This is a genomic window from Halopiger goleimassiliensis, assembly GCF_000455345.1.
GTDB lineage: Archaea > Halobacteriota > Halobacteria > Halobacteriales > Natrialbaceae > Halopiger_A > Halopiger_A goleimassiliensis.
The window spans coordinates 502,132-522,282 of sequence record NZ_HG315690.1 but is presented as its reverse complement, the minus strand read 5'-3'; the positions used below and the strand labels follow the sequence as shown (position 1 = coordinate 522,282).

General features: G+C 64.9%; 14 protein-coding genes and 1 tRNA gene. 8 read left to right on the top strand and 7 right to left on the bottom strand.

Features of this window, described 5'->3' with window-relative positions; all coding sequences use genetic code 11:
- The first annotated feature begins 630 nt into the window (after positions 1–630).
- Entirely contained in the window at positions 631–2,445 is a 1,815-nt protein-coding gene (glmS, locus tag TX79_RS02560; RefSeq protein WP_049925563.1) for a glutamine--fructose-6-phosphate transaminase (isomerizing), read from the top strand.
- A gap of 484 nt (positions 2,446–2,929) precedes the next feature.
- Here the strand turns inward: glmS and glmU are convergent, their stop codons facing one another.
- Positions 2,930–4,114: a bifunctional sugar-1-phosphate nucleotidylyltransferase/acetyltransferase gene (gene glmU / locus TX79_RS02555; protein WP_049925560.1), complete on the bottom strand. Its 1,185-nt coding sequence runs from the start codon at positions 4,112–4,114 to the stop codon at positions 2,930–2,932.
- Between the two features lie 381 nt (positions 4,115–4,495).
- Here glmU and TX79_RS02550 point away from each other — a divergent pair, with 381 nt between their 5' ends.
- Positions 4,496–4,705 (top strand): DUF7563 family protein, encoded by a 210-nt coding sequence (locus TX79_RS02550; protein ID WP_049925559.1) that lies wholly within the window; start codon positions 4,496–4,498, stop codon positions 4,703–4,705.
- Positions 4,706–4,822: 117 nt separating this feature from the next.
- Here the strand turns inward: TX79_RS02550 and glmM are convergent, their stop codons facing one another.
- The gene (glmM, locus tag TX79_RS02545; RefSeq protein ID WP_049925557.1) at positions 4,823–6,136 is read right to left on the bottom strand and encodes a phosphoglucosamine mutase; all 1,314 of its coding nucleotides are present in this window, start codon (positions 6,134–6,136) and stop codon (positions 4,823–4,825) included.
- A gap of 255 nt (positions 6,137–6,391) precedes the next feature.
- On the opposite strand from glmM, the gene TX79_RS02540 reads away from it, so the two are divergent.
- On the top strand, positions 6,392–6,640 hold the full coding sequence (locus TX79_RS02540) for a MarR family transcriptional regulator (protein ID WP_049925555.1): 249 nt from the start codon (positions 6,392–6,394) through the stop codon (positions 6,638–6,640).
- A 42-nt stretch (positions 6,641–6,682) separates the two neighbouring features.
- On the opposite strand, the gene TX79_RS02535 is transcribed toward TX79_RS02540, so the two are convergent.
- The 3 genes from TX79_RS02535 to TX79_RS02525 form a co-directional block, all read right to left on the bottom strand.
- On the bottom strand, positions 6,683–7,693 hold the full coding sequence (locus TX79_RS02535) for a lipid II:glycine glycyltransferase FemX (protein ID WP_049925554.1): 1,011 nt from the start codon (positions 7,691–7,693) through the stop codon (positions 6,683–6,685).
- Positions 7,690–9,321: an alkaline phosphatase family protein gene (locus TX79_RS02530; RefSeq protein ID WP_049925553.1), complete on the bottom strand. Its 1,632-nt coding sequence runs from the start codon at positions 9,319–9,321 to the stop codon at positions 7,690–7,692. The genes TX79_RS02535 and TX79_RS02530 overlap by 4 nt, the downstream gene beginning before the upstream one ends.
- A gap of 126 nt (positions 9,322–9,447) precedes the next feature.
- Entirely contained in the window at positions 9,448–11,184 is a 1,737-nt protein-coding gene (locus TX79_RS02525; RefSeq protein WP_230198529.1) for a helicase HerA domain-containing protein, read from the bottom strand.
- Between the two features lie 456 nt (positions 11,185–11,640).
- Here TX79_RS02525 and TX79_RS19185 point away from each other — a divergent pair.
- Both TX79_RS19185 and TX79_RS02520 read left to right on the top strand, forming a co-directional pair.
- Positions 11,641–11,734, top strand: a tRNA-Asp gene (locus tag TX79_RS19185).
- Positions 11,735–11,736: 2 nt separating this feature from the next.
- On the top strand, positions 11,737–12,057 hold the full coding sequence (locus TX79_RS02520) for a hypothetical protein (protein ID WP_049925552.1): 321 nt from the start codon (positions 11,737–11,739) through the stop codon (positions 12,055–12,057).
- Here the strand turns inward: TX79_RS02520 and TX79_RS19540 are convergent.
- Positions 12,054–15,479, bottom strand: coding sequence for a DEAD/DEAH box helicase family protein (locus TX79_RS19540; RefSeq protein WP_195892445.1), 3,426 nt, complete (start codon positions 15,477–15,479; stop codon positions 12,054–12,056). The genes TX79_RS02520 and TX79_RS19540 overlap by 4 nt on opposite strands.
- Positions 15,480–15,687: 208 nt before the next feature.
- Between TX79_RS19540 and TX79_RS02505 the strand changes: the two genes are divergently transcribed.
- Together TX79_RS02505 and TX79_RS19535 are read left to right on the top strand one after the other, a co-directional pair.
- On the top strand, positions 15,688–17,427 hold the full coding sequence (locus tag TX79_RS02505) for a methyl-accepting chemotaxis protein (protein ID WP_049925551.1): 1,740 nt from the start codon (positions 15,688–15,690) through the stop codon (positions 17,425–17,427).
- 70 nt (positions 17,428–17,497) lie between these two features.
- On the top strand, positions 17,498–17,674 hold the full coding sequence (locus TX79_RS19535; RefSeq protein ID WP_195892444.1) for a hypothetical protein: 177 nt from the start codon (positions 17,498–17,500) through the stop codon (positions 17,672–17,674).
- Here the strand turns inward: TX79_RS19535 and TX79_RS02500 are convergent.
- Complete coding sequence (locus TX79_RS02500; protein ID WP_049925549.1) at positions 17,667–18,620, bottom strand: transcription initiation factor IIB; 954 nt, start codon at positions 18,618–18,620, stop codon at positions 17,667–17,669. The genes TX79_RS19535 and TX79_RS02500 overlap by 8 nt on opposite strands.
- 749 nt (positions 18,621–19,369) lie before the next feature.
- On the opposite strand from TX79_RS02500, the gene TX79_RS02495 reads away from it, so the two are divergent.
- Complete coding sequence (locus TX79_RS02495) at positions 19,370–19,969, top strand: DUF7344 domain-containing protein (RefSeq protein WP_049925548.1); 600 nt, start codon at positions 19,370–19,372, stop codon at positions 19,967–19,969.
- Positions 19,970–20,151: the final 182 nt, after the last annotated feature.

The following is a 20,151-nucleotide window of genomic DNA, read 5'->3' as shown; positions in this document are numbered from 1 at the left end:
GACTAATAAAACGTCGCATTTCAGCAGTCTGTTGCCGACGGACGATCGACTTCCGTCGTCCAAATTCCGGACTGTGTCGTCCGCTCGTGGTCGGGAGTGGGAGCGGTCGACGGACGCAGGGTTGTCATCACTACGGTGGTGACTACCGACACCAGTGCAGTCCTCGCCGTAGCGATGAATCGAGCGGTCGATCGAGCTACTCCTGTTGGTGCCGGTTACCGGCGGTTCAGCCCTCGACAGACGTACGTTGCGCTGCAGTATCCGTTCCCTTGGTTGCTGTTTGCATGACGTACGCACGCGTTTGCCGACAGTTTTGGAACGATCGACTCCTATTCGAATAGGAGCATGACGATCGTTCACAAATCGTTCGTAGCGGTACGGAAATCGGACCGTGCCGCGGCGAACGTTACGACCACTCAGTCGGAAATTACCGTGACGCTACTCGGTTCAGTAGTCCGTCTATAGTAATGAGTTCGGGGGTGTCTGCATCCATTCATGTCCACGTATCGGCCGTCCCGTCACGCATCACTGGTTCGCCCCTCTGGAGGGAAGGGTCGACGTTCACGGCCCACTGGCGAAGGAAGCGAGCGGCAGCGACTCCACCTGCGTTCGGGAGGTGGGTGATCGACGATGTGTGGGATCATCGGACACGTCGGCGACGACGACGCGATCGAAACGCTGTTGACCGGTCTCGAGAACCTCGAGTACCGCGGCTACGATTCGGCGGGGGTCGCCGTACAGAACGGCTCAGGCATCGCCATCGAGAAGCGATCCGGCGAGGTCGAGGAACTGAAAGACTCCGTCGAGGAGGGGTCGCTGAAGGGCCACGTCGGCATCGGGCACACCCGCTGGAGCACGCACGGCCCGCCGACCGACGAGAACGCACACCCGCACACGGACGAGACGACCGACGTCGCGGTCGTCCACAACGGGATCATCGAGAACTACGCCGAACTCAAGGAGTGGCTCAAAGAACGCGGCTGTGAGTTCACCAGCGACACCGACACGGAGGTCATCCCCCACCTAATCCAGTACTACCTCGACGAGGGTCTCGAGAGCGAGACGGCCTTCCGGGAGGCCATCGACGACCTCGAGGGGAGCTACGCCGTCACGGCGATGGTGTCGGACGAACACGTCCTCTACGCGGCCCGCAAGGGATCGCCCCTCGTCGTCGGCATCGAGGACGACGAGTTCTTCCTCGCCAGCGACGTGCCGGCGTTTCTCGAGTACACCGACAGCGTCGTCTTCCTCGAGGACGGCGACGTCGTGATCGTCGACGAGTCGGGCATCGAGTGTACCGATCTCGACGGCAACCCCGTCCGCAGGGAGCCCGAGACCGTCGACTGGGACCCCGAGCAGGCCGGTAAAGGGGAGTTCGACCACTTCATGCTGAAGGAGATCCACGAGCAGCCGACGTCGCTGGCCCAGGCGCTCGAGGGGCGGATCGATCCGGAGCGGGGTCGAATCAGGCTCGAGGGCTTCGGCCCCGGATCGTTCGAGGACGTCGACAGCGTCCAGTTGATCGCGTGTGGAACGTCGTATCACGCGGCGCTGTACGGCGCGTTCACCCTTCGACAGGCCGACGTCGAGGCGACGGCACTGCTCGCCAACGAGTACAGCGTCTCGGCACCGCCGGTCGACGAGAACACGCTCGTGATCGCGGTCACCCAGAGCGGCGAGACCGCGGACACGCTGAACGCGCTCCGTGAGGCAGCCGCCGACGGTGCTCGAACGCTGGCCGTCACGAACGTCGTCGGCTCGACGGCCGCTCGCGAGGCCGACGACGCGGTGTTCATCCGGGCCGGCCCCGAGATCGGCGTCGCCGCGACCAAGACGTTCTCCTCGCAGGTCGTCATGCTGACGCTGCTCGCCCAGCGGATCACCGCCGATCGCCACGGCCAGCCGGCGGCCGACCTCGAGTCGCTGCTCCCCGAACTCTCGCACGCCCCCGGGGCGATCGAGACGGTCCTCGAGGGGACTGACGCCCCGGATATCGCCGACCGGTACGAGGACAGCCGGTCGTACTTCTTCATCGGGCGGGGGCTGGGCTATCCCGTCGCGCTCGAGGGCGCGTTGAAGTTCAAGGAGATCACCTACGAACACGCCGAAGGGTTCGCGTCGGGCGAACTCAAACACGGGCCGCTCGCGCTCGTCACGCCGGAGACGCCCGTCTTCGCGGTCTTCGTGGGTGAGGAGGACGAGAAGACGCTGAAAAACGCCGAGGAGGCCCAGACCCGCGGTGCGCCGGTAATCGCCGTCTGTCCGGACGACCACCGGGCCGTCGACGTCGCGGACGCGCACCTCTCGATTCCCGACACGGAACCCGAACTCGCCGGCCTGCTGGCGAACGTCCAGCTCCAGCTCGTCTCCTACTACGCCGCCGACAACCTGGGTCGGCCGATCGACAAACCGCGGAACCTGGCGAAAAGCGTCACCGTCGAGTAACACCGCAGCGTGGAAGAATCGGCCACGGTCCACCTGTAACCGGTCGCTGGCCGCGTCGCTCCCCGTGTTCTCAGTCGGTCGAACGATTGCACGATCGAACGCGATCGAGGAACGATCGTCGTCGTTCCGTCGTCACTCGGTTCGTCCGGAGTGCCCCCACTCGGAACGAGTACGAATCTCGGGAGGAACGGGACGCGAGGCCACCCCCGTAGCCCCACGTCCGCGAGCCTCCGTCGAATGCGACCCGTACTCGGCGACGGCGAAGTCGGAACTGGAGGGAGTGCGGTGATCGAGTGATGGCGTGATACCGATCGACACCCTCCAGTTCGACAAGGTGGCCGTCGTATTATAAAGCCCACACCTGATAGCTACGGGATCGGCCGTTTGCTGGCGAATTTTCCAAATAATCATCACGTACGTGATAACTCGGTTCGAGATCGAGATCCCCGATCGAGCGACGGTTCGGATCGCTTCCCCGCCCGATTCACCGATCGCGTTCGACGACTTCACCGGGTCTGGTCGTCGCGCCGGCGTCGAGTTTCAGCCCGGGCGTGAGACTCGAGTTGATCCCGGTCTTGACGCCGTCGCCGACGACGACGCCGAACTTCCGCCGACCGGTCGAGACGCGGTCGTCTTTCACCGTCAGGCGGACGTCGCGGTCGTCGTGTCTGAGGTTCGCGACCGTCGTTCCGGCACCGAAATTGACGTCGCGACCCAGGACGCTGTCGCCGACGTAGGAGAGGTGGCTGACCGACGTTCCCTGCGAGAGGACGCTGTTTTTGATCTCGACGGCGTTGCCCACCGAGACGTCCGCCTCGATGAGGGTCGCCCCGCGAACGTAGGCGTTCGGGCCGACGGTCGCCCCGTCGCGGATCAACACCGGCCCCTCGACGACGGCACCGGGTTTGACGGTCGCGCCGGCCTCGACGACGACGTCGCCCTCGAGGTGGGCCGCGTCGCTGACGTCACCCTCGACGCGCCGCTCGAGTTCGTGCAGTTTCCACTCGTTGGCCTCGAGCAACTCCCATGGGCGACCGACGTCCATCCAGCGGTCGGTCGTTACCGGCGTCACCGCGTACTCCTCGATCACGCGGGCGAGGACGTCGGTGATCTCGTGCTCGCCGCGTTCGCTCGGAGGGACGTCGAGCCACTCGCGTGCTTCCGACGGGAACGCGTACGCGCCCGCGTTCGCCAGGTTCGTCGGGGGATCCGCGGGTTTCTCGACGATGTGATCGACGGTGCCGTCGGCGTCGGTACTGAGCACGCCGTACTGGCGGGGATCCTCGACCTCGACCGCACAGACGGCTGGCGCGGACGCGAACAATCGCTCGATCGACGCCGGTTCGTAGAGGTTGTCGCCGTTCAATACGGCGAACGGACCCTCGAGGTGGTCTCGAGCGGCCCGAACCGCGTGAGCGGTGCCCGCCTGTTCGTGCTGAACGGCGTACGTGACAGGAACGTCCCGGTAAGCGGTGCCGAAGTACGATCTGACGGAGTCGGCCTCGTACCCGACGACGAGAACGATTTCGTCCGCGCCGGCGTCGATGGCGGCGTCGACCGTGTGGGCGACGAGCGGCCGGTCGGCCACGGGTAGCATCGGTTTCGGCACTGCTTCGGAGAGCGGTCGGATCCGGGTTCCCTCGCCCGCCGCGAGAACGACTGCTTTCATCGCCCGCGACTACGCCGATACGCCGGATAATTATACGTCTGTTACTGGGATCGACCGCCGGAACGCGGTAATCCCCCGACGGACGCCGGTCTGACGTTCGTCGATGCGCGACGGCTCCATCGCACGCGACGACCGGTCGAGACCGACCGCGACGTGACGGCGACCTCGGGAGCGATCGACCCCTCGATTCGGTCCTCGAGCGGCCGAAAAACGAGTCGTTTCCGGACAGAAATATTGAATTTCTGGTCGGAGAGAGCGTCTCTGTCAGGATTTCGGAACGGTTTCGTGCGACGGAGTGTCACGGTTGAAATCCGAAACTAACCGATCGGAATCGAGTTATGGTGTCTATAGTAAATACCGTTCTGTGGCTACGGGCTGTTGATGTCGACGGAACCAACCGACGCGAAGTGGACGCCGATGACGTCCCGTGAGGCGACGAGCGCTCCCCGATGTGTCAACTGTGGAAACCAGGTAACCCGTCAGTTCGCCCGCGTGTTCGGCGACAACCGCGACGTGGTCCACGCCTGTCCCGACTGTGCGACGTATCGCGAGATGAAAACGTCCGATTTCATCCCGGAAGAAGCCAGATAACGTTCGGTCGTGGCGGATTACCGGCGTCGATTCGTCCCCCCGCTCGGCTCGAGCCGGGAGCTACCCGCTCGAGTTCCCATCACCCCGTAGAACTCCAGCAACGTGCTTCCGGGCCAGCTACGCCGCGTCCGAGACGACGCCAGCGGCCAGTTCGAACAGTTCGTCGGCCCGTGCGTCGGTTCTGGCCTCTGCTGTGACCCGGACGACCGGTTCGGTCCCGCTGGCTCTGACGAGGAACCACCCCTCGTCGGTTTCGACCCGGACGCCGTCGTTCGTATCGACTTCCTCGAAGCGCTCGCGGAGGCGATCACGAACCGACGCCACGACGGCGTCCTTCTCGTCGACCTCGTAGGACTCGCGCCGGATCGGATACCGGTCGACGTCCTCGACGAGCGCGGATAGCGGCCCGTGAGCGGCCACCAGTTCGACGAGTTTCGCCGCCGCAAGCGGGCCGTCAGGACACCGGGTTTCCCCGGGCCAGATCCAGGCCCCGCTCGGTTCGCCACCGAAGACGACGTCGTCGGCCGTCGTTCGTTCGGCGACGTAGACGTCACCGACCCTGGTCCTCGTCACCGTCGCCCCGGCGTCGGCGACGGCGTCGTCGACCGCGAGGCTCGTATCGACGGGCGCGGCGATTCGATCCCCCTCGCCAGCGGCGCGTCGGGCGAATATCGCCAACAGCACGTCCTTCGGGACGAACGTCCCGGTTTCGTCGACCGCGACCATCCGATCGGCGTCGCCGTCGTGGGCGATCCCCACCTCGGCGTCGGTCTCGGCGACCAGTCTCGCCAACTCCTCGAGCGTCTCCGCGTTCGGTTCGCTCGGCCGACCGGGGAACGAGCCGTCCTGCTGGCCGTTCAGCGTGCGGACGTGACAGCCGAGGTCGTCGAGCACCGCGGGGGTGATCGCCCCCGCACCGTTGCCCAGATCGACGGCGACGGACGGCGATTCGTCGATCGAGACGGCCTCACGGATCCGTTCGGCGTGGTGGTCACGGGCGTCGTCCCGCCGACTCCGTCGGCCGACCTCGTCCCAGTCCGCGAACGCGTAGTCGCCCTCGCGGACGCGGCGGGCGATCGACTCGCGCTGTTCCGGGCCGAAGGCCTTCCCCGACGGCGTCCAGAGTTTGAGCCCGTTGTCCGTCGGGGGATTGTGCGACGCCGTGATCACGATTCCGGCGTCGGCACCGTATCGACTCACGGCCCGTGCCACCGTCGGCGTCGCCTCGACGCCCACCTCGAGAACGTCCCCGCCACACTCGTTGAGTCCGGCGGCCACGGCGTCGGCGAGCATCGAGCCGCTATCCCTGACGTCTCGTCCGAGAACGACCGTCTCGTAGCCGTCCGATGCGACCGCTCGCCCGACCGACAGTGCCAGCGCTGCGGTCACTTCCTCCCCGACGGGACCGCGGATCCCGCTCGTTCCGAACATACGCACTGATGGGTGGGGGCGTGGCCTTACTATGTGGACGTTAACGGCTGATTCGCCGGCCGGGAGCGATCCGTTCGCGACCCACGACTCGACCGATCGAGGACGACGGCCGTCGTCGACGAAGCCGCTGCCGTCAGCCGGCCGAACCGGCCGGTTCAGGGCGAACGGGCCGACGGTAGTTCGACCCTATATTTCTGAACTGTCGCGGTCGTATATATGGTCGCGGCCTGAACGTCGGGCCACGATATCGATCACATGAGCGCAACCGACCACGACACTGACGTCGACGACGATTCGGCGATCGGCGACCTCTCGCCCAGCGCGAAACTCGTCTACAAGGTCCTCGAGTACGAGGGTGCGATGACCCAGGCCGAGATCGCGGCGGAATCGCGGCTCTGCTCGCGGACCGTCAGGTACGCGCTGGGCAAACTCGAGGAGCAGGACCTGGTCGCCAGCCGCGTCTGTCTCGAGGACGCCCGCCGGTCGAAGTACTGGATCCCGTGAGGATCGACCCCCTCGCTGATCGCGTCGACGGGGGTCGAGGCGTTAGCGAAGTTTTCGGTATCGATCGACCACGAGGTCGAGACCGAACGCGCCCGACGTGATTTCGAAGTGCGTCTCGAGTCGTGGGTTGAACTTCGCCTTGTAGCGGTTGATGCTCGGGACGCCGGCACCGACCATGTCGTAGCGCTCGATGCCGCTCTCGAGGCCGTCGCGCATGACGTGCCAGTCCAGCAGATCGTTGATCGGCAGGTCGACGTCGGTGTCGGGCTTGACGCCGCCCTGCCACCGGTAGCGGGTGCGGTCCGACTCGACGACGAGGATGCCGCCGACGAACTCGCCGTCGACGCGACAGGCGTACGGCCGTAGCGACCCCTCGGGGAGGCGCTCGTACGCCCGTCGGGCGAAATCGGGGCTCAGGTGGAACGGTCGGCCCTGGTCCTCGTAGCGGCGAGCGACCTGGTGGACGATCCGTTCGACGTCCGTCGCGTCGCCCTCCTCGATGGCGTACCGCTCCTCGTCGGCGTTGCGGACGTTGCTCCTGGCGTCGCTGCTGAACCGCTTCAGGAGGGCGTCCTCGTCGCCGTCGAGGTCGACAACGTAGGTGTAGCCGGGCTGGACGTCGTACTCGTTCCAGACGAACGGTCTAACGTCCTCGAACTCGGCCGCGACGAACTTCGTGTACATCGGCGAGAGTTCCTCGTCGATCCACTCGAGACAGCCCTCGAGGAAGCGTTTGATCCGGCGGTCGGCTTTTCGCCGTTTGAGTTTGTCGACGTTCAACACGGCGGGGCCGAGATAGGGCGACCAGGAGCGTGGCGCGGGTGAGAACGCACCGGTGATCGGCCCCTTGCTGTACTCGAAGACGGGGAAGATCCCGACCGGCTCCTGGCCCTTGAAGCCCGACAGGAGGTGCGGTCTCGTCCCCGTTTCCTCGGCCTGGAGACGGAGCGCCTCGGCGCGGAAGAACGGGTTCGTCCCGTCGGAGCGTTCGACGAATCGGTTCCACTCGTCGGCGTCGGTCCGTGGGTTGTAGAGGGTCACCTCGACGCTCATAGATAGCCAAGATCCGAAAGGTGGTCTTCGACGGTGCTGTCGTCGGTCGGCACGATCGGCTCGGAGTCGTACGCCGGATACTCGGTTGCCGTCGTCTCCTCGACGATCGGCAGCGACGTCCCGTCCATCTCCCTGTCGACGGGCACGTCGAACAGCGAACAGATCGTCGGCGCGACGTCGAAGATCGACGCGTCGGCGTCCTCGAGCGAGGCGTCCTCGTCGAAGGCGGGTCCGGCGGCGGCGACGATCCCCGTTCGCTTGTGGTTCCAGGGGTCGATCGGATCGCCGAACTGTCCCTGCCCCAGGGCGGCCCCCAGGCCGACGTCGAAGTCGGCGGGGACGGTAACGACGTCGGGGGCCCGCTCGAGGTGAGGCCCCTCGAAGAACGTCTCCCTGGGTTCGACGGCCTCGAACACCGGATCACCCTCCGGCGTTCGGACGCCTCGCAGGGCGTCGATCAGTTCCTCGCGGACGGCCTCGTACTCGGACTCGGGGACGACGCCGTCGGGTTCGCGCCCCTCGAGGTTGATCCGAACGCCGAGTTCGCTCTTGGATCGCATGTAGGCCCGCGACTCGCGGAAGTCGACCTGTTCGCTGGCCGCCCGAATCACTCCGTCGGGGATCCGTCTCCCGATCGGCTCTTTCAGGCCGACTCGAGCGAGCGCGCCCGCGACGCGCTGGGTCGTGATCCCGGCGTTCGCGGCGAGGTTCATCCCTCGCTCGAGGAGGCCCCGATCGCTATCGCCCGCGTCCTCGCCCTCGAGCAGGTCGTTCTCCCAGGCCGCCGTCCAGTTGGGCATCCCCTCACCGCCGCGTTTCGCAGTCACGAACCCCTCCTCGCGGAGGTACTCGTTGACTCGAAACTCGGGGCCGGACACCCGCCCCATGCCGTGGTCGCTGACGACCAGGACGTTCTCGGGGTCGACTTCCTCGAGCGTCTTCGCGAGCTGTCGGTCCACCGCCTCGTAGACGGCTTCGATCGCCGCCTTGTCGCCGGGCCGTTCGTGGAAGACGCTGTCGGTGACCTGGAACTGCAGGAAGCCAAACGCCGGGGCGACCCGCCGACAGAGGTACCGAAACGCCTTCCCGCGACACTCGATCGTTCGCTCGTAGGCCTCGATCGAGCGGGCGGGTTCCGGCCCGCTCCGGGGATAGATCCGGTAGCCGTTACAGGCCAGTTTCACGTCCTCGAGGATCCCGTCGGGGTGACACGGCGGATCCTCCGGCGCGGTCAACCCGGGAATCAACGCGCCGTCGAACTCCCGAGGCGGGTGCGTGACGGGAACGTTGACGACGACGCTCGAGTGGCCGTGGTCGCTCAGGAGCTCCCACACCGGCCGTTCGCGAACGTGGGTCGCGTTCACCACGTCCCAGTCGTAGCCGTCGAACGAGAGGAAGTCGTAGACGCCGTGTTTTCCTGGGTTCTTGCCCGTGTACAGCGACGGCCAGGCGCTGGCCGTCCACGGCGGAATCTGGGACTCGAGCGGACCGCTCGTCCCGCTCTCGAACAGCCGAGCGAGCGTCGGTACCGTCCCGGAGTCGAACAACGGCTCGAGGACGGGTCGACACCCGGCATCGAGTCCGACGACGAGCAACCGCATGTCGGATTCCTCGCCCGAATCTGCCATAGCGGTCGGTCGCATCGCCGCCGCTTTGTTATGCGAGGGCTTGGCGGCCGTAGGCCGACGCTTCAGGTAGACGGGTGAACAGGAAAAATGCAGGAAATCGGCATTTCAAGGGCTATACCGGACGATCTACTCATTGGGTTCGACGAGATTCAGCTTCGATCTGACCGGTTCGGAGAGACCGTACTCCCGGCCTTCTCGTCTGTCGAGTACCGATTCCGTTCGAAGCTCCGAGACCAGCCCCTGGACGGCGACCGGCGACCGATCCACGCGGTCGGCGATGGCCGGGGTCCCGAGCGGACCGTCAGCTGCCAGGACCGCGACGACCCGCGTCGCGGTCTCTACGGTACACTGCGAGCGGTCGCTCGCCGCTTCGACGCTGTCGGTGATGCCGATCACTTCGAGGAGTTCGTCGAACTCCCGGCGCTCGTTCGCGACGACGATCTCGGTGGCGTCGGGGTCGTCGATCGAGACGTAGCCGAACTCGACCTCGTCGCCGTCGCCCTGGACGATGGGATCGTCGGCCGGGACCTCCTCGCCGTCCGACTCGGCGTCGCCGGCCGACCCGTCGCCGTCGGCCTCGCGCTCGAGTTCGGTCACCCGTCGGCGGAGCCGTTCGTTCTCCATCCGGAGCCGCTCGATCGTCTCCGTCCGGGACTCGAGCATCGCCTCGAGGCGTTCGCGTTCGTCCTCGGCTTCCTCGAGGGCCGCCTCCCGCTCTTCGAGTTCGTCCTCGAGCAGTTCGCACTCGCGCTCGAGGTCGACGATCTCCTCGTGGAGCCGGCGCAGTTCCTCGTCGTCCGCACCGTCGCCCTCGGGGAGTTGCGTCTGGATCGTCTGCGGGTTCGAGAGCGCGTCGGCCATCTGCTTGGCCGCGTTCGAGATGTCGCGGGCGTTCTCGAGTTCGTCCTCCAGGGTCTCGATCCGTTTCTCCTTCTTCTCGAGTTCGTTCTCGAGTTCGTTGATGCGGTCCTGCTCGCGTTCCTTGCGCTCGGAGATCTCCTGCAGATCGCCGACGAGCGTGTCGGAGACGGACTTGAGTTCGGGTCGCTCGAAGTCGTCGAGACCGGGCGTCGCACCCGCGTCGAAGGTGCGCTTACGGCGGAACTGGACCTTGCGGACGTCGACTTCGTCCCAGTCGGTCTGGACGAACGCCTGGCCGTCGTCGAGGTCCGAGACGAGTTCCGAGTACTCGTTGTCGATGATCCGGCCGACGACCTTGGTGTCGTTGTCCCAGGTGAGCCGGTGCCAGACCAGCCAGTTCGCCTGCGTGATGAAGTCCTTCTTCACGTCGGCCGGACGCTGGCTGATGCCCATGATCCCGAGGCCGTGTTTGCGGCCGCGTTTCCCGATCTTGATCAGCAGGTTGCCCGTCTCGCCGACGCCGCCGCCCTCGGGGATGTACTCGTGGACCTCCTCGACGACCAGCAGGAACGGCTTTTTCATCTTCTTCTCCTTGACGAACAGCTGTCGGGCCGTCTCCCGCAGCAGTTCGTCGGCGACGTCCTCGTCGAGGTAGCCCGAGACGTCGAGGATGATCGGAACGTTCTCCTCCAGGGCGAGTTCGGCCATCTGCTCGGCGTGTTCCGGACCGATCTGGATGTCACACTCCTCGTCAGCGCCGGCGTGGAGCATCTCGTACTCCTCCTTCAGGCCGTAGTACTCGCCGTCGGTGTCGACGATCAGCAGGGGAAAGCCCGCCTCGAGCAACTCTTCGGCGATCACGGAGGCGGTGTTGGACTTCCCCGAACCGCTCTTGCCGGTCACGAAGCCGCGGCCGGTCAGCAGTTCGACCACGGGCAGATAGAGGTCCGTCCCGTCGTCCGTCTCGCCGACGAGGATCTCCCGCTGTTGTTGTTCGCTCACCGCCGTCCCACCCCGTCTGCGAACGGCTCGTTCATGGTACCCGTACAGTTTCCGGAGCGTGACCTTGAATATTGGCCCCGGTTCGATCCGTCCAATTCGTGTGGCGTGTGAACACACTGGGGAAACAGTTATGACAGCGCCCGAACATGGTCTGGATACGTTCAGACCGATGCTCCGCACCACGATGTCCACTCACTGCTCGCTCGGCTATGGGCCGATCGAGCGTGGGTTCGGCAAGCCGGACCTCGAGTTCGCTATTGGACTCGAGGGTCGTGGACGGAGCGTCGACCCGATCGCCGGGTCGAATTCGGTCGCTATCGAATCCGTCCGCGCCCGATAACGCCGCCGGCCGGACGGATTCGTCGCTCGTTCTCGAGGTACCTGGAACCCGAACAGTCGGGGACCGGTTCGTACGACGTTCGACGACCGCCCGGCCGACACGCGTATCGGGGGCGTTCCCCCGTGGTGTATCGGCCAACACGCGGGGTCGTCGGTTCCCACGCCGGGCACCGGCGACCCCGAGCGTCGAGTTCGACTCTCGACGGGGGCGTTATGGTAGCGACGATCCACCAGATCGATGCGCTGTGCACCGTTCGTGTCCCGCTCGGTGCCTCCGGCAGCCTCGCCGAGGGTGCCGTCGGGGTCCTCGAGCGAGCCGACGCGGTCGAAACCGTCACTTCCGTCGACGTCCGGGGCGTCTCCCCTGCGTTAAACGAGACGACCGTCGATCTCGAGGTTCGCCTCGAAATCGCCGCCGACGCCGCCGACGAACCGACGTCGAGACGAACGCTCGAGCGCGCCGTCGGCGTGCGAGCGGTCGAACGGGTCGAAACGGTCGAACCGGACGCACCACCGGTAGCGGAGGTCGGTTAGTCCTCGGGCTCGTCCTCCCGTTCGACGGTCTTCTCGCGGACGGTCATCCCCTTCCGGCCGAGATGCTGGAGCTGTTTGCGCGCGAAGTCCTCCTCGCGGGTGCCCCGGGTGGCGAGGACGTAGACGAGCGCGCCGCCGGCCGGTCGCATCGTCCGGCCCGCGCGCTGGGTGCCCTGCCGCCTCGAGCCGCCGAGCCCGGAGGCGACGATGGCGAGATCGGCGGTCGGGAGGTCGATCCCTTCGTCGCCCACGCGCGAGATGACGAGTAGGTCCCGCTCGTCGCGACGGAACTCGTCGAACAGTCGGCGGCGCTCGTAGTGGCGCGTCTCGCCGCTGACGAAGGGGACGTCCAGCGCGTCGGCGAGGTCTCGTCCCTGCTCTAAGTAGTCGACGAAGACCAGCGCCTTCGAGTCGGGGTGGGCCGACAGCAGGTACCGGATCTCGTCGATCTTCCCGCGGTTCTCGGCGGCGATGCGGTACTTCTCGCGGCCCTCGGCGGAGACGTAGGCGTTGCGCTGCTCGTCGTCGCCCCACGGCACGTAGCGGATCTCGAGTTCCGGTTCGGCGACGAAGCCGGCGTCGAACAGCGCCTGCCAGTCGGTGCCGATCGGCGGCCCGACGAGGGTGAAGATCTCCTGCTGGCGGTCGTCCTCGCGGATCGGGCTGGCTGAATTATGGCAGAAAAGACTGTTTCCAAGGAAATTCGATTCAGCGGTCGAGATATCGTATACGAACTCCTCGTCTTCGACACGCTCGATACTGTCCACTTCTAACATTGCAATATCCGTTTCGGCGAGCCATCGCCATTGATCGGTATCTGTCCGATCAAGAAGGGCTACTAACTCTCGGTCGTTCAGTCGCGTTCGATGTTCGAGCCCCGACTGTAGTGGTGTTTCCTGGATCCCGTCATATCTCTTCGTTACTGGAACCCGACCGATAGCATCGTAGCAGGCTCGGAGTTGCTCCGTAAACGGTACTAGTGAATTCCGTGGATCTTTCTCACGATTCTTGGGGTTGAACCGAACGAGGTTGTTTGTCGTGACATCGTGGGTTTGCTCTCGTACTTCGACATCACACGCTCGTCGATAGTTTCCACCGACGTATCCAAGCGATGAAAGTATGATATTCAACCCGTGAGTCAACCGTTCGCTCGATGTCGAAATAGTAACGTTCGCTCTATTTCGATCTCGGCGTTGTCGGGACCCGTCTCCGAGTATAACTCCTTCTAGGAACGGTTCGTACGACTGTGGGTTAGACAGAATAATCGGTGGTATCGTTTTCTCGCGTGCACCGTTCGATAGCCCAACCGTTTCGAGTATATCGACCAGAGGTCCACTTATTCGAACAGTCGTGCATCCCGATCCGTTCGACCTAGTCGTGATATTCCCCTCTGGATGTAATGAACGGATGATTGACTTAAACTCGCTTACTTCCGACGTTTCCGCGGTATCTTGCGCGTAAAATTCGACTCGACGATGGCCGAGACACCCATCGGCGACGAACAACCCGATCAGACGCGCGAAATCCTCGATTGGCACCGAAGGAGGAATATATTGTGTTCGCTTTCCCGTGTACACACCCTTTATATATTCTCGGTCGATATCGATTTCTCGAGCGACTGATAGTGGGAGGTTTCCTCGAGTCTTCCAGTTATATCTTCGCTTGTTATCGCCGATATCCCTCTCGTACAGCGGTTCGAATTCGGAATCGGGCGTGTCCTCGCTCAGTAAGACGAATCCCTCATCTAGTAGTGACAATATATCGACCGTGGATCGGGACGGAAGACCCAGGTCGGGGTCGTGTGGTTGAAGAAGATAGTCGGTAACGTCGATCTCCGTTGGAAGCTTGCTCGTGAGCTCCATTTCCTCAGCATCGAAGACGATTATCGAATGATCTTCCGTAACGGATACTTTCCGCCCGTTCGAACTCCGAATTTCGTACATCGGTTTTGTGTTCCGATGCCGCATCACGCCCGTTATGTCCGTCCAGTTGACGTCCCCCTCGTCGGTGACGGCAAGCGTTTTTGCGTCGTTCACCCGTGACCAGCCGGTTTCCTCCCCGAGATGTTCCGTAGCGAAGTCGGCTATCCGCTCCATCGAGACGTTGCCGTTGCGTTTGATCGGAACGACCGTGTCACCATCGACGGAGAGACCGAGGCGGTGTCGGGACTGCAGGTGCGTGCTCCGCCGGTAGACGTCGCTGGGAACGTGCTGGCACTCGTCGAAGACGACGAGTCCCCACTCTCGGTCGTCGAAGAGCGATCGGTGTCGATCCATCCCCGCGATCTGGTAGGTCGCGATCGTCACCGGACGGACGTTCTTCTGTCCGCCGTGGTACTGGCCCACCTGCTGCGGTTCGAGCGAGGTGTACTCGAGGATCGTATCGGCCCACTGGCGGGCGAGGTCGCGACTCGGCACGAGGACCAGCGTCTCGCCGCCGACCTCGGCCATCGCACCCATCGCGGCGACCGTCTTGCCGCTACCCGGCGGGCCGACGAAGACCCCCTCGCCGGCCTCGGCGAACCGATCGACCCACGTTTGCTGGTAGTCCCGCAGCGACACCTCGAGGTCGATGTCGAGCGCCTCTCCGGAGTCGAGATCCCGGTGGTCCTGGACGGGGTAGCCAGCCTCGTAGAGGATCCGCTTGATCGCGGCCTCGGAGCCCTCGCGAACCCAGTCCTCGGTCTCGGAGATGGGCGCGTGGACGTGTTCTTCGTCGAGTTTCTGCCGGGCGACGTTGCCCATCACCTCCGCGCTCTGTGCCTCGAGGACGGTGTAGCCCTCCTCGTGGGTGTAGAGGCGGAACTGGCGGGCCCGCTCCCACTGGCTGCGGACCCACTCCTCGAGTCGCTCCGAGCGCTGGCCGAGCGCCTGGCGCATCGTCCGCTCGAGGGCCTCGAACGTGTCGTGGGGTGCCTGCCAGACGTCCTCCGGGCGGACGACGTACCGATACCCCTGCTCGCCGTTGGCGTCCTCGAGGTGGGCGAACTGGGCGAGTTGGGCGCGGGTGAACTGGTCGGGCCGGTCGACGACGATCTCGCGGCGTTTCGGAAAGACGACGACCCGCTCGCGGTCGGTCAGGTCCTCGAGTTCGCTTGGATACCAGACCACGGGGTCCGTCGACACCGACAGCCGCTTTAGGTCGCCGCGTTCGGCCAGCGCCTCGAGGCGGTCGCTTGCCTCTTCGTGGGGAATCTCGAGCGCTCGAGCGACCGCGGCGGCCGTGAGTACGGGACGACCCTCGCGCTGGCTGGCCTCGTGGAAGTCGGCGATCGAGAACGCCTCCTCGGGTGAATCGGCATCGTCGACCGTCTCCTCGTCGCTCTTGGCAGTCCCCTCGGCTCCGTCGGTCGCAGGGTCGGGCTCACCGTCGGTCGCGGCGGACTCACCATCGTTCGGCGTCGACGCACGTTCGTCGGTCACTGGCCGGCCGTAACGCCGGTAGGAGTAAACCGATTACGCTCGCGGCCGCGGGGGCGCTGCCGATGGGATTTCTGCTCCGATCCTGGCGATAAATGAACTGGCTGGCGGCCGGAATCGAGAATGGGCGGCCAGAAGACGTAAATGCGCCTCTTCCCGCCGATGGGGAACGGCGTCGGGATTTAAGTCCAGATCCGAACGTGTTCTCGACATGGCAACCCAGTCTGCGGACGAACTCGAGGCGACCACCGCGGAGTCGGGGTCGGTTCGGGACTGGTACGAATCGATGCTGTGGCGGGTGATGGATCGGATCGGCATCACCGAGAGCGTCGAACGGAAGATCACCGCTGCGGTGTTTTTGCAGTTTCTCGCGACGCTTGCCGTCTTCGCCCTTCCGCTCGTGTTTCTCGGTCCCCGCGAGGCCTTCGCGGTCTTTCCGACGACCCAGATCGTGCTCACCGGCCTCGTCTTCGTCCTCGCGGTCGTCGCGTTCGTCAACACGATCCTGATCGCCAGACGCGACGTGATCGAACCGCTCGAGCGCCTTCAGCGGATCGCGGACGGCATCGCGAACGGGAACCTCGACTACCGACCGCCCGAGACCGACCAGCGCGACGAGACCGGCGACCTCCAGCGGTCGTTCGTCACGATGCACGACTACCTGACGACCGTCGCCAGCCAGGCCGACGCGCTCGCCCGGGAGGAGTTCGAGGCCGACGTCCTCGAGGCGGACGTTCCCGGCGAGTTCGGCGAGTCGCTCGAGGGGATGCGAGCGGGGCTTCAGAACCGGATCGACGAACTCGAGGAGAGCCGCGAACGGATCGAAGACCAGCGCGAGGAAGTGAAGCGGCGCAACGCCGACCTCGAGGCCGACGCCGAACGCATCCGGCAGGTGTTGCGCAAGTGTGCCGAAGGCGACTTCACGGATCGGGTCACGCTCGAGAGCGATCACGAGGCGATGACCGAGATCGCGACGGGGCTGAACGTGATGCTCGACGACGTGGAGGGGACGCTCCAGGACGTTCAGCGTCTCGCCGACGAGGTCGACGCGGTAGGGACGGAGGTCTCGACGAGCGTCGCGGAGATGCAACAGGCCAGCGCGGAGGTCAGCGATTCCGCCGAAGAGATCTCGATCGCGACCGACGAGCAGAACGAGCGGTTCGAAGAGGTGCTCGGCGAGATGAGCGACCTCTCCGCGACGATCGAGGAGATCGCTTCGACGGCCGACGGCGTCGCCGACGTTTCGGCTCGAGCGGCCGATCGCGCCCGCTCCGGGCGCGAGACGGCCTCGGACGCCATCGCGGAACTCGAGCGTATCGAACGGCGGTCCGGGACGATCGTCGATCGGATCGACGCCCTCGAGGAAGAACTGGCGGAGATCAGCGACGTGGTGGAACTGATCGACGAGATCGCCGAGGAGACCAATCTGCTCGCGGTCAACGCTTCGATCGAGGCCGCCCGCGCCGGGCAGGACGGGAGCCGGTTCGCCGTCGTCGCCAACGAGATCAAGTCGCTGTCCGAGGAGACCGGCGACGCGACCCGTGAGGTCGACGAGCTGGTGACGAACGTCCAGACGGCGGCGCAGGACGCGGTCGACGAGATCCAGGGGATGCAACGGGACGTCGTCGAGGGTGCGGAAACGATCGAGGAGAGCCTCGAAGTACTCGAGGAGATCGCGAACCAGGTCCAGGAGGCCAACGACGGGGTCCAGTCGATCAACGAGGCGACCGACGAGCAGGCCACCACGAGCCAGCAGGTCGTCTCGATGGTCGATCGGGCCACCGAGGAGAGCGAACGCACGCTCGAGGAGACGAACAGCGTCGCCGCCGCTGCCGAGGAGCAGACGGCGACGATCGCGGAAATTTCCGACGCCGCCGGATCGCTGTCCGACACCGCCTCGGAGCTTACCGGCCGTCTCGACGAGTTCACCGTCGCGGAAGCCGGGCAGTAACGGGGACGGCCCGCGTCCGGGGTGGCAATCGAGTCCAATCTATATGCGGCCCGAGCGCGTACGATTGAATATGTTCCGTGCGATCCTGCCGGAAGGCCAGATCCTCTGTGAACGGTACGACCACGCCGAAAACGGGGTGGAGCTATACGACGCGGACGACGACTTCGTGGCGTTCGTGCCGTACTCGAACCTCCACGCACTCGTCGACGAGGAGTCCTACGGCGAGGACGAGCGCTCGATCATGTAGCGGGCGAGCGGTCGATCGCCTCGAGCTGTTCTCGGTAGCGGTTGCGGACGGTGACGACGGTCGTCTGTGCGGTCTCCGCGACGGCCCGCTGGGGGATCGTCTCGTCACAGAGCAACCCGGCCGCGTAGATCGCCGCCGCGGCGAAGCCGGTCGGTGACTTCCCCGAGTGGAGGCCCTGGTCGGTCGTGCGGTCGATGATCTCCATCGCCGTCGTCTCGACGTCGTTGTCGACGTCCAGTTCCGAGCAAAAGCGCGGGACGAACTGCCGTGGGTTGGTCGGCTCGAGGTTGATGTCGAGTTCGTCGGCGATGTACCGGTAGGTGCGGCCGATCTCGCGCTGGTCGACCCGGGAGACGGAGGTCACCTCCTCGAGACTGCGCGGGATGTCCTCCTTCCGACACGCGGTGTAGAGTGCGCTCGTCGCGACCCCCTCGATCGAGCGCCCGCGGATGAGGTCCTGTTCCAGGGCACGTCGGTAGATGACGCTGGCGGTCTCCTTGACGGGCTTTGGCACCCCGAGCGCGCTGACCATGCGGTCGATCTCCGAGAGCGCGTACTTCAGGTTGCGTTCGCCGGCGTTTTTGGTGCGGATGCGTTCCTGCCAGACGCGAAGCCGGTGGAGTTGGCCGTGTTTGTCCGCGGACATCGAGTGACCGTTGGCGTCCCGGTTGCGCCAGTCGATCGTCGTCGTCAACCCCCGATCGTGCATCGATTGCGTGAGTGGCGCGCCCACGCGCGAGAGTTCGTCGTGTTCCTGGGCGTTGAACGCCCGCCACTCGGGTCCGTAGTCGATAGGATCCTCGGAGAGAACCAGTCCGCACTGCTCACAGACGCGCTCACCCCGGTCCGGATCGTGAACGATCGTATCCGTTTCGCAGTCGGGACACAGCTCGACGTCCCGCTCCTGGGACTCAGTCGTCGACTGATCGATGATGGACTGTGTCATCAGTAGCGGGAGCAAACCGTGCAGGCACTGTAAGGGGTTCACATGGTTTCCGATGGAAACACCGACTTACCTCGACTCCTGCCGCCGAAAGGAAGAGAGGAGACGAGCGACACTGAACGTCCCACCCGCCCGCTCGAGGCGGTCGACGATCGTGTCGAGACCGTGTCCCATCGGTCGTGTCCGGGTCAAGCGGCGAACGGCTGGCCGCTTCGACCCACTGTGTTCTGCGTGAACTCGCCACATGAATCGTTCCTATCGTTTCACGCGTGTGTCGGCGTCAATCGACAATTCACTGCGTAAACGTCGCTTTCGGTTCCGAACCGACAGGCGATTTTATATCGGTCGCGCCGAACGTGACATACCAGTGCCGTGTTGCCGACCTATCCAAGAGATCCCGCTGCCGAACCGTTGCACGGAATTCCCGCCAGTGTACGCGCCCGGTACAGGATTCCAATCGAACGATACTCCGTCGACGCGGACTGGCGGGGCGACGCGCGTGGGGACCGACGCCGGCAGAACGACCGGAGGGCTCGGAGAAGCCGGCCCGTACGACCTTTGCAGCCGGTGCAAAACGTGGCCGCGTTTAAGAGTGTCTCTGTTGGTGTACAACTTGGTGTGTCAACAGTGACTGCGAATCGCCGTTCGAACGTATTACGGCTCTCGTCGGTCCGTTCTTCCGGTCGCGTCGCCCCAGTCAGCCGGCCCACATATCGACGGACCGACCGACCGACAGCCGGAGGCTCGTCATAATGTCGTCGATAGATACCTCTATCCCGGACGAGATCGCGTCGTCAGTGTCCGACTCGGAGGACGAGGAGGGACTCTCGAAGGACGTCATTTTCGAACTCCTGAAGAACCGCCGCAGGCGTGAAGTCCTCACCTACCTCCTCGAGGCCGACGAGACGGTCACGCTCGGCGAACTGGCCGAACAGATCGCGGCCTGGGAGAACGATACCGACGTCAACGCTTTGAGTTCGGATCAACGAAAGCGCGTCTACGTGGCCCTCTATCAGACCCACCTCCCGAAGATGGACGACGCGGGCATCGTCGAGTACGACCAGGATCGGGGGCTCATCTCGCTTTCGGACAACGCCGACCTGCTGATGATGTACCTGGACACCGATACCCACAAACAGGACCGGTGGGATCGGTGGTACGCCGCGCTCAGCGTGGTCGGTGCGACGGTAACCGGGGGTGCCGTCGCAGGAGTTCCGCCGCTTTCGACCCTCCCCGCGACCGGAGTCGCGGCGGGGATCGTCGTCGCGTTCCTCCTGCTCTCGCTGGCTCACGTCGTCACCAACCGACGGCGGGAAGCGACCGTCGACGGCAAACTCTCGCGAATCGAGTGATCCCAACCCGATCGAGACGCGGCGACTCGAACCGAGGGAGGCCGACCCGAGGACGGTCCGTTCGACGCTCGGTTCGCTACCACGGTCTCGGTAGCAGCGGTCGTCCCCAGCGTCTGCGCGGGATTCGAGAAGGACTTTTATCGCCACCGCGCGTACGCATGCATGGCTCCCGACGTCCAGTA